Annotated in this window: 15 protein-coding genes; all 15 read left to right on the top strand. The window is 59.3% G+C overall.

Features of this window, described 5'->3' with window-relative positions; all coding sequences use genetic code 11:
• Positions 1–58: 58 nt before the first annotated feature.
• The 15 genes from I2H81_RS09075 (at position 59) to I2H81_RS09005 (ending at position 16,357) form a co-directional block, all read left to right on the top strand.
• Complete coding sequence (locus I2H81_RS09075) at positions 59–979, top strand: dihydrodipicolinate synthase family protein (protein WP_089573615.1); 921 nt, start codon at positions 59–61, stop codon at positions 977–979.
• Between the two features lie 172 nt (positions 980–1,151).
• On the top strand, positions 1,152–2,117 hold the full coding sequence (locus tag I2H81_RS09070) for an ROK family protein (protein WP_117766049.1): 966 nt from the start codon (positions 1,152–1,154) through the stop codon (positions 2,115–2,117).
• Between the two features lie 70 nt (positions 2,118–2,187).
• A complete protein-coding gene (locus I2H81_RS09065) occupies positions 2,188–2,874 on the top strand; it encodes an N-acetylmannosamine-6-phosphate 2-epimerase (RefSeq protein WP_022094877.1) in 687 nt (228 codons plus the stop codon).
• Between the two features lie 101 nt (positions 2,875–2,975).
• A complete protein-coding gene (gene rapZ, locus I2H81_RS09060) occupies positions 2,976–3,896 on the top strand; it encodes an RNase adapter RapZ (protein ID WP_022094878.1) in 921 nt (306 codons plus the stop codon).
• A 6-nt stretch (positions 3,897–3,902) separates the two neighbouring features.
• Positions 3,903–4,832: a DNA-binding protein WhiA gene (whiA, locus tag I2H81_RS09055; RefSeq protein WP_128620088.1), complete on the top strand. Its 930-nt coding sequence runs from the start codon at positions 3,903–3,905 to the stop codon at positions 4,830–4,832.
• A gap of 193 nt (positions 4,833–5,025) precedes the next feature.
• Positions 5,026–6,051 (top strand): type I glyceraldehyde-3-phosphate dehydrogenase, encoded by a 1,026-nt coding sequence (gene gap / locus I2H81_RS09050; RefSeq protein WP_099431436.1) that lies wholly within the window; start codon positions 5,026–5,028, stop codon positions 6,049–6,051.
• A 140-nt stretch (positions 6,052–6,191) separates the two neighbouring features.
• The gene (locus tag I2H81_RS09045) at positions 6,192–7,382 is read left to right on the top strand and encodes a phosphoglycerate kinase (protein ID WP_117564871.1); all 1,191 of its coding nucleotides are present in this window, start codon (positions 6,192–6,194) and stop codon (positions 7,380–7,382) included.
• Complete coding sequence (gene tpiA / locus I2H81_RS09040; protein ID WP_022094882.1) at positions 7,375–8,142, top strand: triose-phosphate isomerase; 768 nt, start codon at positions 7,375–7,377, stop codon at positions 8,140–8,142. Before I2H81_RS09045 ends, tpiA begins: the two co-directional genes overlap by 8 nt.
• Positions 8,143–8,147: 5 nt before the next feature.
• Positions 8,148–9,701: a 2,3-bisphosphoglycerate-independent phosphoglycerate mutase gene (gene gpmI, locus I2H81_RS09035; protein WP_195645320.1), complete on the top strand. Its 1,554-nt coding sequence runs from the start codon at positions 8,148–8,150 to the stop codon at positions 9,699–9,701.
• Between the two features lie 164 nt (positions 9,702–9,865).
• Positions 9,866–10,120 (top strand): preprotein translocase subunit SecG, encoded by a 255-nt coding sequence (gene secG, locus I2H81_RS09030; RefSeq protein WP_006236144.1) that lies wholly within the window; start codon positions 9,866–9,868, stop codon positions 10,118–10,120.
• A 293-nt stretch (positions 10,121–10,413) separates the two neighbouring features.
• Complete coding sequence (locus tag I2H81_RS09025; RefSeq protein ID WP_229108151.1) at positions 10,414–12,090, top strand: peptide ABC transporter substrate-binding protein; 1,677 nt, start codon at positions 10,414–10,416, stop codon at positions 12,088–12,090.
• Between the two features lie 156 nt (positions 12,091–12,246).
• Positions 12,247–13,284 (top strand): ABC transporter permease, encoded by a 1,038-nt coding sequence (locus I2H81_RS09020; protein WP_117637996.1) that lies wholly within the window; start codon positions 12,247–12,249, stop codon positions 13,282–13,284.
• A 14-nt stretch (positions 13,285–13,298) separates the two neighbouring features.
• Complete coding sequence (locus tag I2H81_RS09015; RefSeq protein ID WP_117770484.1) at positions 13,299–14,234, top strand: ABC transporter permease; 936 nt, start codon at positions 13,299–13,301, stop codon at positions 14,232–14,234.
• A gap of 2 nt (positions 14,235–14,236) precedes the next feature.
• On the top strand, positions 14,237–15,328 hold the full coding sequence (locus I2H81_RS09010) for an ABC transporter ATP-binding protein (protein WP_022094887.1): 1,092 nt from the start codon (positions 14,237–14,239) through the stop codon (positions 15,326–15,328).
• On the top strand, positions 15,329–16,357 hold the full coding sequence (locus I2H81_RS09005; RefSeq protein WP_195645319.1) for an ABC transporter ATP-binding protein: 1,029 nt from the start codon (positions 15,329–15,331) through the stop codon (positions 16,355–16,357).
• Positions 16,358–16,483 lie beyond the last annotated feature (126 nt).

Here is a 16,483-nt window from a genome sequence, read left to right as displayed (position 1 = left end):
CACTGCCAACAAGAGTGGGTGGCATAGGGCCGCCCGCCAGACAACTAAGGAGATTCTTGTGGCAACTCAGAAATTCACCGGCGTTATCCCTCCCGTCGTTGTTCCCGATACCGAAGATCACCAGCTTGATGTTGCCTCCTTTGAGCGCAGCATCAACCGCATGATCGATGCCGGCGTCGATGGCCTGTTCTTCCTGGGATCCTCGGGCGAGGTCGTCTTCTCCACCGACGAGCGCCGTCGCCAGATTATCGCCGAGGCCGTTCGTATCGTCGACCACCGTGTGCCCGTCCTGGTCGGCATCATCGATACCGAGACCGAGCGCATGATTGAGCACGGCAAGGTCGCTCAGGAGCTGGGCGCCGATGCCCTCGTCGCCACCTGCCCGTTCTATGCCCTGCAGGGCATGACCGAGGTCGAGGAGCACTTCCGCATCCTGCACGAGGAGCTTGACCTGCCCATCTTCGCCTATGACATTCCCGTCTGCGTTCACACCAAGCTCCCCTGGAAGCTCCTTGCCAAGCTCGGCGCCGAGGGCGTCCTTGCTGGCGTCAAGGATTCCTCGGGTGATGACATCTCGTTCCGCTACCTCGTTCAGGAGAACGAGAAGAACGGCCATCCGATGAGCATCCTCACCGGCCACGAGGTTGTTGTCGACGGCGCTTACCTCGGTGGCGCCGACGGCTCTGTCCCGGGTCTCGCCAACGTTGAGCCCGAGGGCTACGTTCGTCAGTGGAAGGCCGCTCAGGCTGGTGACTGGGCTACCGTCAAGGCCGAGCAGGATCGCCTCAATGAGATTTCGCACATCTGGGATGTCACCTCGGGCGTCCAGGGCTATGCCGGTGGCGTCGGCGCCTTCAAGACCGCTATGAACCTCATGGGTATCTTCGACAGCCCGACCATGCCGCGCCCGGTGAAGGCCATGACCGGCGAGAACGTCGAGGCTATTAGGAAGGTCCTCCAGGACAACGGCCTCCTGTAAAGCTTTCCCAGGCACCCGACCTCGCCGTTCAACCGTGTGGCCATGACTATTAGGTCAATGGCCACACGGTTTCTCGGCGATCTTGGGCACCTGGAAAACCTTTACTGCGCTGTGACGGCTAGCCTGACGGCGCATTTCCTATAGTTGTTTTTTATCTCCGAAGGAGAGCGACATGGAGAACAAGTACGTCTGTTCTGTCGATATCGGCGGAACTAAGATCGCGACTGCCATCATGGAGTACCCGGCTGACGGTAGTGTGCCCCATCCCGTTTTTGAGGCCGAGGTTCCCACCGAGGCCCAAGAGGGCGGCGAGGCCGTCTTCCAGCGTATCGAGGCGTCCATCAAGGCTGCTCTCGAGGCGAATCCCGATGTCGAGGTCCTTGGCGTCGGTATCGGTGCCGCCGGCGTCGTCGATCCCAAGACGGGCGCCATCGCGTATGCCAATGAGATCATGCCCGGCTGGTCCGGCGTTCAGTTGGGGCCGCGTCTGCGCGAGGATCTCGGTCTTCCCGTTGCCGTTGTAGGCGACGTGCAGGCTCATGCTCTGGGCGAGGCCCACTGGGGCGTCGGCAAGGGCAAGTTCTCCGTCTTGTGTCTTGGCATCGGTACGGGCATCGGCGGCGCATATGTCGAGAACGGCCGCGTGATGCAGGGCTTCCATGGTGCTGCTGGCCATATGGGCCACATCGAGTGCTCGGCTGCCGCCGGCATTCCCTGCGCCTGCGGGCGTTCCGGCCATCTGGAGTCGGTTGCTTCGGGCACTTCCATTGGTCGTATGTACGATGAGCGCTTTGGCCGCGTCGACCCCAGCCGTCCTTCGGTCGGTCGCGATGTGAACGACCTGTGCCGTGCAGGCGACGCAAAGGCGACCGAGGTCATCTATGACGCCGGCTTTGCACTGGGCGCCAGCTTAGGCTCGCTCGCCAACATCTTGGATCCCGAGGTCATCGTGCTTTCGGGCGGCGTGATTCACCAGGGTCCCGATTGGCGTTCGCAGACGTGGAAGGACTCGGTGCACGAGGGCTATGCCAGCCAGGCGCTCGACCCGCTTCAGGACACACCGATCCTCATCGGTTCTCTGGAGGGCGACGCGCCGCTTATCGGTGCCGCTGAGCATCTTCTTGCCTCGTTGAAGTAAACGTATCTGCTGTAGGAGCCTCCCGAGACAACACGCCTCGGGAGGCTGTTCTGAGAAAGGTTGCAGCCTTATGACCGTCGATCCTTTGATTCAATCCCTGAAGGGCAAGCTCGTCGTGAGCGTTCAGGCGTATATGGGCGAGCCTCTTCGTACGCCCGAGACCATGGCTCAAATGTCTCGCGCTTGCGAGCTTGGCGGCGCCGCCGCCATTCGCTGTCAGGGCCTTGCCGACATTGCCGCCATTAAGGGTCGCTGTGAGGTTCCTGTTATCGGCCTGTGGAAGGATGGACACGAGGGCGTTTACATCACGCCGACGCTGCGTCACGCCCGCGCCTGCGTTGCTGCTGGTGCCGATATCGTGGCGATCGACGCCACCGATCGTCCGCGCCCCGATGGCAAGACGGTCGAGGATACCTTCCGTCCGCTGCACGAGGAGGGTGTGCTCCTGATGGCGGATTGTGCCACCATCGAGGACATTCGCCGTGCGGTTGATATGGGCTTCGACCTGGTATCCACCACGCTCTCTCACGGTGTCGCCGCCATCGACTGCACTATGGCCGACGGTCCCGATCTGCCACTCCTGCGTCAGGCGACCGAGGAATTCCCCGGTCTTCCCATCATCTGCGAGGGCCGCGTGCACACGCCCGAGGAGGCTCGCGCCGCGATCGATGCTGGCGCCTGGGCCGTTGTCGTCGGCACCGCCATCACGCACCCCACGAGTATTACGAGTTGGTTCAAGGCTGCGCTTGAGGCGTAAGACGGGCCTCGTATCCGCTCGGGGCGGTATACTCAATATAGGCAATTGACCGCGCGGGATCCGGGTTGCTGGGTCCCGCGCTTGTTTTTGGGAGGCAGCACATGCAAAAGGGAGATGCCATGGATGCGGCGGAGCGCTCGGAGCGCATCCCCGATATCGTCATCATCACCGGAATGTCCGGTTCGGGCCGCACACAGGCCATGCACGTGTTCGAGGACATGGGCTATTTTTGCATCGACAACTTGCCTCCGCGTCTGATCGCCCAGCTTGCCGAGCTCGTCGGCATCAATACGGGCGTGGGCAGGCATCTCGCCGTCACCTGCGATTTGCGTAGCCAGGGACTGTTTGACGAGTTGCTCGATGCGGTCGCCGCGCTCGAAGAGCGCGAGATGAGCTGCGACATCGTGTTCCTGGAGGCTTCTGACGAGGTGCTGATTCGTCGCTACAGCGAAAATCGCCGCCGTCATCCCATTGCCAAGCCGGGGGAGACTACGGCCGATGCCATTCAGCGCGAGCGCCTTCAGCTGCAGGGCGTGCGCGATCGAGCCGATATGATTATCGACACGAGCCGTCTGCGCACCTCTGCGCTGCGCAACAAGCTACGTATGGCATTTTCCGAACTGTCCGACCAACAGCTCATGGACGTCCATGTGTTCTCGTTTGGCTTTAAGCACGGCATGCCCGTCGAGGCGGACATTATGATCGACGTCCGCTTCCTGCCCAATCCGTTCTACGATCCCGAGATGCGCACGATGACCGGTCTCGATAAAAAGGTCTCCGATTTTGTTCTGGACCATCCCAAGACGCAGGAGTTTTGGAAGGCTTGGACACAGCTGCTCGATACGGTGATGCCGGGCTATATCGCGGAGGGTAAACCGCAGCTTTCTATCGCCATCGGCTGCACGGGCGGACAGCACCGTAGCGTCGCCATTGCCGAGGCCACGGCCCGTTACCTGGAAGGCGCCCAGTACCACGTGAGCATCTCCCACCGCGATCTGTCGCGCGCCAACACGAAGGCATAGGCCTGCATGTCGTTTACCGCTGAGGTGCGCGACGAGCTTGCGCGCTGCGAACCCGAATGTGAATACTGCGACTTGTCGACACTTGCCGCCCTCACGCGCGTGAGTGGTACGCTCTCGCTTACCGGCTCTGGGCGGTATCGTTTGACAGTTGCGACTGAGACGGGAGCCGTCGCGCGCACGATGATCACGCTGACGCATCGCATCCTTAAGCTCAAAACGGAATTCACCGTTCGTAAATCGGTCTTGCATAAGGTCCGTAACTATCTCATTACCCTGCCCGATCAACCCGACCTGGACAAGGCTCTGGTGCTGCTAGGCATTCTAGACCGCAGGGGAGGGCTCGTCGCTGGTGTTCCCCGACACATCGTTGCCCGTCCCTGCTGCAGGCTTGCCTACATCCGCGGCGCGCTCATCGCGGGTGGCTTCGTGGCCGATCCACGCGGCGATTTTCATTTGGAGATCGCGGTGCAGGGCGAGCAATATGCTAAGGGGCTTTGCGACCTGTTGGGGCAGATTGGGGTCCATGCTCGTGTTAATGCACGACGGGGGTCGTATGCCGTGTACATTAAGAGCGCTGAGGAAATCGAGCATTTATTAAAGCTGATTGGTGCCAAGCGCAGCGTTGCCGAGATTGAGGAGGCGCGCGCGGTCAAGTTGGTTAAGAACGATGTGAACCGTCGCGTGAACGCCGAGCTCGCCAACCAGACCAGAAGCGCCGGTGCTGCCCAACATCAGCTTGCGCTTATCGATGAGCTCGAGCAGCGCGGCCTTCGCGATGCGCTTCCGGATGCCTTGGCGGTCTTTTGCGACCTGCGCGAGCGCTATCCCGATCTGTCGCTGCGTGATTTAGGGGAGATGGCCGACCCTCCCTTGTCGAAGTCGGCCCTCTACCATCGTGTTTTACGGCTTGAAAAGCTCATTGAAGCAAACGGGTAGTTTAAAGTATCGACTTATATACGGATTTAGCTGCTATTTTATTCTTTAAAACGTTTTAACGTAAATTTGATTTTCAATTTCGACTATTCTCGTGAAATTCAAGTCCAAAAAAAGGTATATTAGGCGAGTGGTTAGTTTGTGGGCCTCAACGGCGGGCGCTGTAGCTTGCGGGGGCCTTACGAAAGGAGACACAATGGCAGTAAAGGTTGCTATTAACGGCTTCGGTCGCATCGGTCGTCTGGCTTTCCGTCAGATGTTCGGTCATGAGGGCTCCGAGATTGTCGCTATCAACGACCTCACCTCTCCCGATATGCTCGCTTACCTTCTGAAGTACGACTCCACGCAGGGCAACTACGCTCGCGATCACGAGGTCGTTGCTGGCGAGGATTCCATCACCGTTGACGGCAAGGAGATCAAGATCTACAAGGAGGCCGACGCCAACAACCTGCCTTGGGGCGACCTCGACGTCGACGTCGTTCTCGAGTGCACCGGCTTCTACACCAGCAAGGCTAAGGCTCAGGCCCACATCAACGCTGGCGCCAAGAAGGTCGTCATCTCCGCTCCGGCCGGCAGCGATCTGCCCACCATCGTGTACAACGTCAACCACGAGACGCTGACCGCTGAGGACAACATCATCTCCGCTGCTTCCTGCACCACCAACTGCCTCGCCCCGATGGCCAAGGGTCTGAACGACTTCGCTCCCATCGTGTCCGGCATCATGACCACCATTCACGCCTGGACCGGCGACCAGATGCCGCTCGACGGCCCGCAGCGCAAGGGCAACAAGCGTCGTAGCCGCGCCTGCGCCGTCAACATCGTCCCCAACACCACCGGTGCCGCCAAGGCTATCGGCCTGGTTCTCCCCGAGCTCAACGGTAAGCTCATCGGTGCCGCCCAGCGCGTCCCGACGCCGACCGGCTCCATCACCAACCTCTACGCTGTTGTTGACAAGAAGGTCACCGTCGACGAGGTCAACGCCGCTATGAAGGCCTACGCTTCCACCATCTCCGAGACCTTCGGTTACAACGAGGACGACATCGTCTCCACCGACATCATCGGCGAGACCCACGGCTCCATCTTCGACGCCACTCAGACCATGTGCTCTGACCTCGGCAACGGCCAGACCCTCGTTCAGGTCACCTCTTGGTACGACAACGAGAACTCCTACACCTCTCAGATGGTCCGCACCATCAAGTACTTCGAGAAGTTCGTTGCTTAATTTAGCTTTTAGCGAATAGCTCGTTGAGCGTCTAAAGAAGGGCGCGGCCTCATAGGGCTTACACCCTAGGGTCGCGCCCTTTTTATAGGAAATCGTCTGCCGTAATGGGAGGCAGACACGTACGAAAGGTAGAAGCAAACATGGCCTTTACCAAGAAGACCGTCCGCGACATCGATGTCGACGGCAAGCGCGTTCTCGTCCGCGTTGACTTCAACGTGCCTATCAAGGATGGCGTCGTTGGCGACACCACCCGCATCAAGGCTGCCCTGCCCACCATCAACTACCTCGTTGAGCACAACGCTCGCGTCATCCTCATGAGCCACCTCGGCCGTCCCGATGGCACCGGCTTCCAGCCCGAGCTCTCCCTTGAGCCTGTTGCCAAGAAGCTCGCTGAGCTCTCTGGTCTCGATGTTGCCTTTGTCGCCGACACCTACGGCGAGAAGGCCGCCGAGGCTGTTGCCGCCGTCGAGCCGGGCAAGGTCCTCGTTCTCGAGAACGTCCGTTTCGACAAGCGTGAGAAGAAGAACGATCCCGAGATCGCCAAGAAGCTCGCTTCCTATGGTGACGTCTTCGTTCTCGATGCCTTCGGCACCGCTCACCGCGCCCAGGGTTCCGTCGTGGGCCCCGCCGCTTACCTGCCTGCCGTCGCCGGCTTCCTGCTCGAGAAAGAGGTCGACACGCTGACCGGCATCTTCGCCGAGCCCGAGCGCCCCTTCGTCGCTATCGTCGGCGGTTCCAAGGTTTCCTCCAAGATCGGCGTTCTCGATCACCTCATCGACTCCGCTGACACCCTGATCATCGGTGGCGGCATGGCCTACACCTTCTTCCTGGCTCAGGGCCTGACCGTCGGTCAGTCCCTCAAGGAAGAGGACTGGGTCGAGCGCGCTGGCGAGATGCTCAAGAAGGCCGAGGAGAAGGGCGTTAAGATCCTGCTCCCCATCGATAACCGCGTTGCCGATCACTTTGGCGAGGACGCTGTCCCCGAGGTTGTCGCTTCCGACGCTATCCCCGACGATCGTGAGGGCATGGACATCGGTCCCAAGACCGAGGAGCTCTACGCCGAGGCCGTCAAGGGCGCCAAGACCGTGTTCTGGAACGGCCCCATGGGCGTCTTCGAGTTCGACAACTTCGCTCACGGCACCCAGGCTATCGCCGAGGCCGTCGCCGAGGCCGACTGCACCTCGATCATCGGCGGTGGCGACTCTGTCGCGGCTGTCAACAAGTTCAACCTGGCCGACAAGATGAGCTGGATCTCCACCGGTGGTGGCGCTTCCATGGAGCTCGTCGAGGGTAAGGCCCTGCCCGGAGTGGAGGCGCTTCTCGATGCCTAATCGCACCCTTCTTATCGCTGGTAACTGGAAGATGAACAACGACGTCGCCGAGGCCGCCAAGCTCGCCGACGAGCTGGCTCAGGCTCTGCCCGAGGTTCCGGCTGGCGTCGAGGTGCTCGTCTGCCCTCCGACCATCGACATCACCACGGTTCATGACCGCATTCAGGCTGCCCCCATCGCCCTCGGTGCACAGAACGTGTACTGGGAGGCCAAGGGTGCCTTCACCGGTGAGTCCTCTTGCGACATGCTCAAGTCCGCTGGCTGCACCTACTGCATCATCGGTCACTCCGAGCGTCGCGACTACTTCCACGAGACCGACGAGGATCAGAACAAGAAGGCCAAGGCTCTCGTTGCCGCCGGTCTTGTTCCCGTCTTCTGCTGCGGCGAGTCCCTCGAGGTCCGCGAGGCTGGCACCTATGTCGAGCACGTCGTGAACCAGGTCAAGGCTGGCCTTGCCGGTCTTGAGATCACCTGCCCCAAGCAGGTCGTCGTCGCCTACGAGCCCATCTGGGCCATCGGCACCGGCAAGACCGCTACCGCTGAGGACGCTCAGGAGGTCTGCGGCGCTATCCGTGAGACCCTCAAGGAGATGTTTGGCGAGGAGCTCGCTAACGGCATCCGCGTTCTCTATGGTGGCTCTGCAAAGCCCGGCAACATCGCCGAGCTCGTCGCCAAGCCTGACGTTGACGGCGCCCTCGTGGGCGGCGCTTCGCTCAAGGCTGCCGACTTCGCCTCTATGGTCGTCAAGGCAGGCGAGTAGGACATATGGCACAGCGTCATCTTCCTGCACTCCTGATCATCATGGACGGCTGCGGCCTTGCTCCGGCCGATGGCGAGAACGCCGTCGCCGCTGCCAAGACGCCCTTCCTTGATAGCCTGTACGAGAAGTATCCTCACACCACGCTCGGTGCTTCGGGCGAGGACGTGGGCCTTCCCGACGGTCAGATGGGCAACTCCGAGGTGGGCCACCTCAACATCGGTGCCGGCCGCATCGTGTTCCAGGAGCTTTCGCGCATCAACAACGCCATCAAGGACGGCTCCATCGCCAAGAACGAGGTCTTCGTCAAGGCTATGGACGATGTCAAGGCCGAAGGCAAGACCCTGCACCTCATGGGCCTTATGAGCCCTGGCGGTGTTCATTCTCACATGAACCACGTCGAGGCTCTGGTCAAGATGGCTGCCCAGCATGGCGTCAAGACCGTTCGCGTCCACGCCTTCATGGATGGCCGCGACGTTGACCCGCAGTCCGGTGCCGGCTACATGAGCGAGTTCTGCGCCTTCCTGGCTAAGATCTCCGAGGAGACCGGTTGCGACGCTCGCGTTGCCACCGTTTCGGGCCGCTATTGGGCCATGGACCGCGACAACCGTTGGGAGCGCATCCAGCGCGCCTACGACGTCATGGTCAACGCGTCCGATGCCGATACCGACCCCGTTGCCGGTATCAAGGCCTACTACGAGAAGGATCCGCGCGGCGACGAGTTCGTCGAGCCCTTCGCTGCCCACAACGAGGGCATTCACGAGGGCGACGCGGCCATCTTCTTCAACTTCCGTCCCGACCGCGCTCGTCAGATGACCCGCGTGTTCACGGACAAGGAGTTCGACGGCTTTGAGCGCGAGCAGATTAAGCTTTCGCACTTTGTGACGATGACCGAGTACGATCCGACGTTTGACGTCGAGGTCGCCTTCCCCAAGACGTTCCCCGAGAACGTTCTGGCCGACGTTATCGCCGCCAACGGCCTGAAGCAGCTGCACACCGCCGAGACTGAGAAGTACGCCCATGTGACGTTCTTCCTCAACGGCGGCATCGAGGAGCCCAAGGAGGGCGAGGAGCGCGTGCTCGTCGCTTCCCCCAAGGTCGCTACCTACGATCTGCAGCCCGAGATGAGCGCTCCCGAGGTTACCGAGAAGCTCGTCGCCGCTATTAGCGAGGATCGCGCTGATTTCTACATCGTGAACTTCGCGAACTGCGACATGGTTGGTCACACTGGTGTCTTCGACGCCGCCGTTAAGGCCGTCGAGGCTGTTGACGATGCTCTGTCCAAGGTTGTCCCGGCGATTCTCGCTAAGGGCGGCTTTGCGCTGATTACCGCCGACCATGGCAACGCCGATCACATGTTTGACGTTGCTTCCGACGGTTCCAAGCATCCGTTTACGGCCCACACCACCAACCGTGTGCCGTTCATCATCGTTGATGAGAAGGCGCAGCTCACCGGTATTGAGGACGGCCGTCTTTCCGATATCGCTCCGACCATGCTCACCATGGCTGGCATTGAGCCTTCCGCCGAGATGACGGGTCGCGTACTCGCCACCGAGGCCTAATAGAAAACAAATACCGTTTTCTAGTAAGGGGGTTGTCCACAACCGGACAACCCCCTTTTTGGTATTTCTGCCATTTCTACCCCGTCCCCAAATGGCAGGTGGGGGAGTGCTGGGGGTTGTGGTACAGTACTGGAGTTTGAATTGTTCTATTAAGGAGCTTATCTATGGGTCCGTTTCAGATTCTTCTGTTTGTCGTTTGGGCTGTCTCTGCCGTGGCGTTGACGATTCTCGTCCTGATGCACTCCGGTAAGGGTACCGGCGTTTCGGATATGATCGCTAGTTCGCTGTATAACTCCAGCTCTGCAACGGGCGTCATGGAGCAGAACCTCGATCGCCTGACCGTCATCATGGCTGTCGTGTTTGCCGTGTGCGTCGTGCTGTGCATGTTCTTCTTCCCGCAGGGCATCGTCGGCTACTAAGCATCGGCGTATATGCGTTTGTAAAGGGTCCCGCATGTGCGGGGCCCTTTTTGTTTACAGACTTGTAACAGAGTCAAAATATCCCCACATACTTCGCCCAACTAAAGAAATTCTCGACCGTTAACCGGAATTAGCCCCAAATCGTGAATAAAATGCGCTACTGTATTGCAAAACGTTGGCCTGTTGTGCATAACCAGCCATAGCAGCGGGCGGCGTTTTGATGGTTCGGATCGGATTGTCTCGACATATGTCCGACTGAACATTTCTTTGTCCTATCTCATAAGGAGGATGGCATGGCTGATTCTATGTTCCACCAGCCCGTTATGGGTCGTCGCGCCTTTGTCGGCGGTACCCTTGCTGCGAGCTCCATGGCTTTTCTTGCCGCATGCGGCAAGAAGGGCGGCGACGCTTCCGGTTCTGAGTCCGGTTCGACGCTGAACTTCTACATCAACAACCCGGTCTGCATCGACCCCTACAACGTCCAGGAGGATCAGGGCACTCAGGTCAACTACCAGCTGTTCGACGCTCTGACTACCTACGACAACGAGAAGGGCGAGATTGTCCCGCTGGCTTGCGAGTCCTTCGAGGCCAACGACGACGCCACCGAGTTCACCTTCAAGATCAAGAAGGCCAAGTTCCACAACGGTGACGACGTTACCTCCAAGTCCTTCAAGCTCGGTTGGGAGCGTCTGGTTAACACCAAGTCGGCCATCGCTACCGAGTACGGCCCTTCCGAGGTCTCCTATCACCTTTCCATGGTCGAGGGCTATGATGACCTGCTTGCCGGTAACGCTACTGAGCTCAGCGGTGTTACCTGCCCCGACGATGAGACCCTCGTCGTCAAGCTGTCTTCCGCTTACGCCGACTTCCCCTTCGTCGCCTCTCACCCGGCTCTGGCCCCGGTTCCCGAGTGCGCCGAGTCCGATGTCAAGAGCTTCTACCTTGCCCCGGTCGGTAACGGCCCGTTCATGATGGACGGCAAGTGGGAGGATGGTCAGGAGATCAACCTCAAGAAGTTCGACGATTACTATGGCGACAAGGCCAAGATCGATGGCATCCACTTCCAGGTCATCAAGGACATGGAGACCGCTTACAAGGAGTTCCAGGCCGGTAACCTCGATGTCTGCGACGTTCCCGTTGCTCAGATCGACGCCGCCAAGAAGGATCGCGGCGTGTCTAAGGACGGCTACACCATGGGTGACGGCGAGCGCATGCTGCTCGGCGCCGAGCCTTCCACGTACTATCTGACGTGCAACAACACGGCCGAGCCGTTCAACAACGCCGACCTGCGCAGGGGCATCTCCCTGGCCATCAACCGTGAGGCCATTTGCAAGACCATCTTCAAGGGCACTCGTACCCCCGCTGACGGCATCGTTCCTCCGGGAATCGCCGGCTACAAGGAGGGCGCATGGGAGTTCTGCGAGTACAACGTTGATAAGGCCAACGAGTACCTCGACAAGGTCGCTCCTGCTGGCGCCAACGGCGACCGCGGCATCAACGTGACCCTGTCCTACAACCAGGATGGTGGCCACAAGGAGATCATGGAGTCCATCATCGGCGACCTCGCCAAGGTGGGCGTTACCGCTACTTCTGATACCCCTGAGTGGTCTGCCCTGCTCGAGCAGTATCAGAACTTCAACTATCAGTTTGGTCGTCTGGGCTGGATCGCCGACTACCCGATCATGGACAACTTCCTGTACCCGCTGTTCCACTCCGACTCCCTCGGCGGCGACAACCGCTCTGGTTACAACAACCCCGAGTTCGACGCTAAGGTTGACGAGGCTCGTACCACGGTTGACGACGAAGAGCGTATCGCTAAGATGCAGGAGGCCGACGCTATGGTCGCTGCCGACTGCCCGGTCATCCCGGTGATGTTCTACACGCACACCATCGCCGGCTCCGATCGCATCAAGCACCTCTATGTCGATCCGCAGAAGCACGCCGATCTGGGTACCGCTGAGCTCGCCTAAGAGTTTGCAGCTTCCGTGAGGGTCAAGTATTTACGTAGACCTCATGGGAAACATACAGTTCCCCCTAACCTGGGGTAAACTGGCTGATGGTAATTTTGGGATGCCGGTCTGGCGATCGGCATCCCATTTAGGTTAATCCCTAGATAGGGGAGTGGTATGGGTAAGTACATCGTTAAACGTGTGCTTCAGTTCATCCCGGTGTTTTTGGGCGTCACGCTGATTCTGTTCGCCCTCCAGAATATCGTGCCGGGAGATCCGATCAAGCTGATCGGTGGAGACAAGGCTCTGTCCCCCGAGGTAGAGCTTCAACTTCGCGTGCGCTATCACCTGGTCCAGACGGACGAGGACGGCAACGCGATCCTTGACGAGAACGGCGATCCCGTTCAGACGTCGCTTGTAGACCGTTATCTGTATTACATGAACGGTCTGCTTCATGGCGATCTGGGTAATTCGTACCAGCGTAAGCTGCCGGTTACGGAAATCTTTGCCCAGAAGTATCCGTATACGGTCAAACTTGCCGCGTGCGCTATCGTGCTCGAGGCAATTATGGGTATCGGTGCGGGTATCATTTCGGCGGTAAAGCGTTATTCCTTCTGGGATATTTTGGTTACGCTCACCACGTCGATCCTCGTTGCTGTCCCGGCCTTCTGGCTCGGTATGTTGCTGCAGCTGTTCTTTGGCGTCATCCTCAAGGATGCCACCGGCGGCGCATTTTCCATGCCGATTTCGGGTGCCGGCGGTTCCAGCTCTCAGTATCAGGATTGGATGCACTATGTGCTTCCGACCATTACGCTGGCTTCGGTTTCGACCGCCTATGCTGCCCGCATCATGCGCTCGCAGTTGCTTGACGTCATGAACCAGGATTACATCCGTACGGCAAAGGCCAAGGGTCTCTCCAATCGCGCGATCATCATCAAGCATGCGCTTAAGAATGCACTCATCCCCGTCGTTACCTATATTGGTGTCGACTTTGGCGGCATGCTTTCGGGCGCCATCCTGACCGAGACGGTCTTTAACTGGCCCGGTATCGGCTATGAGGTCTATCGCGCTATTAGCATGCGTGACTGGCCCATCGTTATGGGCGGCGTTACGCTCATCGTTGTCGTCGTCATGGTGATCAACCTGCTCGTCGACATTAGCTATGCATTCCTCGACCCGCGCATCCGCCTTGGCGGTCCGTCGGATAAGGCCTAAGGGAGGTACGTCTCATGCAGGAAACTGATTCTCAGTCTCAGGAGCAGGCTACCGCCACCAAGGCCGCATCTGCTCCCGCCAAGTCCCGCACGCTGTGGGGCGACGCTTTTAAGCGTCTTCGTAAAAACAAGCTCGCCGTTATCGGTGTCTGCTGGATTATCATCGTCGTTTTGGTTGCCCTGACCGCCGATCTGTGGGCTAAGCCTTGGCTCGGTTCGCCGACGGCTTCCGATTCGACCACCATGGCCGAGACGTCGCTGCTGGCTCCGTGTGCAGAGCATCCGTTTGGCACTGACGCCCTTGGCCGTGACATTCTCGTCCGCGTTATCTACGGTGCACGTGTTTCGCTTTCCGTCGGTATTATGGCCACCGCGATCTCAACGTTGATCGGTCTGGTCATGGGCGCCCTGGCCGGTTTCTACGGCGGCATCTGGGATACGATCATCATGCGCTGTGCGGATATCTTCCTGGCGTTCCCGTACGTGCTGTTCGTTGTCGCCATGATCGCCGTTATCGGCCGTGGTCTTCAGAACGTCTTTATCGCCATCGGTATTCTCGGCTGGCCTTCGATTGCGCGTGTCTTCCGCTCCGCAATCTTGACGGTCAAGGAAAACGACTATGTTGACGCTGCGCGTGCGATGGGTGCATCTGATGCTCGTATCGTCGTGCGTCACATCTTCCCGAACTCCGTCGCCTCCATCGTGGTCTACGCGACCATGAACATTGGTGGTGCCATTTTGACCGAGTCCGCTCTGTCCTTCCTCGGCATGGGCGTTATTCCGCCTACGCCTTCGTGGGGCTCCATGATTCAGGACGGTCAGCAGTATCTTCTGACTGCTCCCTGGATGATGATCATGCCCGGTCTGGCAATTCTCTCGACGGTGCTCGCTTTCACCCTGCTGGGTGACGGTCTGCGCGACGCCCTCGACGTCAAGATGAAGGACGCATAAGGATGAAGAAGAACAAGAACTATGTGGACCTGAAGGACCAGCCGGTTCCCGAGGGCCAGCATCTGCTCGAGGTCGATGACCTTAAGATGTATTTCCACACCGAGGATGGCGTCGTTCGCGCTGTCGACGGTGTCTCCTACACGCTCGATCGCGGTGAGACCCTGGGCGTCGTCGGCGAGTCCGGCTCCGGTAAGTCCGTGACCGCCATGACCATCATGGGCCTTATCTCGATGCCTCCGGGAAAGATTGAGGGCGGTGACGTTCGCTACCGCGGCCGTTCTATCCTCGAGATGACCGAGGAAGAGATGCAACACATTCGCGGTAACGACATCGCTATGATCTTCCAGGATCCTATGACCTCCCTGAACCCGGTCTACAAGATCGGCAAGCAGGTGGGCGAGGGCCTTCGTCTGCACCGTGGTTACTCCAAGCAGGAGGCGCTCAAGCGCGCCACCGAGCTTTTGGACCTCGTCGGTATTCCCGAGCCCGAGAAGCGCGTCAACGAGTATCCGCACCAGTTCTCCGGCGGTATGCGTCAGCGCGTCATGATCGCCATGGCTCTTGCCTGCGACCCCGATATTCTGATTGCCGACGAGCCCACGACTGCTCTGGACGTTACCATCCAGGCTCAGATTATTGAGCTTATGCAGGAGATGCAGGAGAAGAACGGCAACGCCATCATCATGATCACCCACGACCTGGGTGTTGTCGCCGATATGGCCGATAAGATCATGGTTATGTACGCCGGCCGTCCCGTCGAGTTCGGTACTGCTGAGGAAATCTTCTACGAGAGCCGCCATCCCTACACCTGGGGTCTTATTCGTTCCATTCCGGAGCAGGCCATCGAGGAGAAGAAGCCGCTTACGCCGATTCACGGCAACCCGCCTTCGCTCATGAACCTGCCTGAGGGTTGCGTCTTCTCTCCTCGCTGCCCCTATGCGACGGACAAGTGCCGCAAGCAGCGCCCCGAGCGCGTTGTCACCGAGTCTGGTCACTACTCTGCGTGCCACTACTCCGGTGACCCCGAGTTCCTCAAGAACGCTCCTGAGACGTCCCGTACGCGCAAGGATTCCAAGAAGGGAGGCGAGGCGTAAATGGCAGACAATAACGAGCGTACTCCGCTGCTGAAGGTCGAGCACCTCTCTAAGGAGTTCCCCGCAGAGTCCGGCATGTTCGCCAAGCGTTTTTCCAAGCGCGTCGTCTCTGCTGTAAATGACATCTCTTTTGAGATTTATCCGGGCGAGACCTTTGGTCTGGTCGGCGAGTCTGGTTGCGGTAAGTCCACCACGGGCCGCACCATCATGCGTCTGACCAAGCCGACTGCCGGTAAGGTGTTCTTCCAGGGCAAAGATGTTGCCGAGATGAGCAAGCATGAGATCAAGGACATGCGTCGCGAGATGCAGTTTATCTTCCAGGATCCTTACGCTTCGCTCAATCCTCGTATGACCATCGGCGAGATCGTCTCCGAGCCCATGACCATCCATGGCGTGGGTACCAAGGAGGAGCGCATTGAGCGCGTCCGTGAGCTGCTAGACGTCGTCGGCCTGAACCCCGAGCACATCAACCGCTACCCGCACGAGTTCTCGGGCGGTCAGCGTCAGCGTGTCGGCATCGCCCGCGCGTTCGCTCTGAAGCCCAAGCTGATCATCTGCGACGAGCCTGTCTCTGCACTTGACGTATCCATTCAGGCCCAGGTTCTGAACCTTCTTAAGGAGCTCCAGGACAAGTTCGGTACGGCCTATCTCTTCATTGCTCACGACCTCTCTGTCGTGCAGCATATCTCCGACCGTGTTGCCGTTATGTATCTAGGTAAGATGGTCGAGGTTTCGGACTGGAAGACGCTCTATAGCGAGCCTCACCATCCGTACACGCAGTCGCTGCTGTCTGCCGTGCCGGTTCCCGATCCTGATATCCAGAAGACCCGCAAGCGCATCATTCTTGCCGGCGATCCGCCCTCACCGCTGGATCCGCCGTCGGGCTGCCGTTTCCACACTCGCTGCCCGATCGCGCAGGGCATCTGCTCCGAGAAGCTTCCAGAGTTTAAGGAAGTTGCCCCGGGCCACTGCTGCGCGTGCCACTTCGCGGAGCCGTTCCCGATCAAGGAATCGCACATCGACCTGTAGTCGGTGAGCTGGCCGGGCCCGTGCTGGAGTGTCCTTTCAGAACGTCCTCGGACATGCAAGAAGCCCTCGCTGCGCACTTCGTGCGGCGAGGGCTTCTTGCGTCCTGCGGAATGTTCTGAAAGGACA

The organism is Collinsella aerofaciens (genome assembly GCF_015561195.1).
Lineage (GTDB): Bacteria > Actinomycetota > Coriobacteriia > Coriobacteriales > Coriobacteriaceae > Collinsella > Collinsella aerofaciens_AC.
Note: the sequence above shows the minus strand (reverse complement) of the source record. Positions and strands in the feature narration are given on the sequence as shown.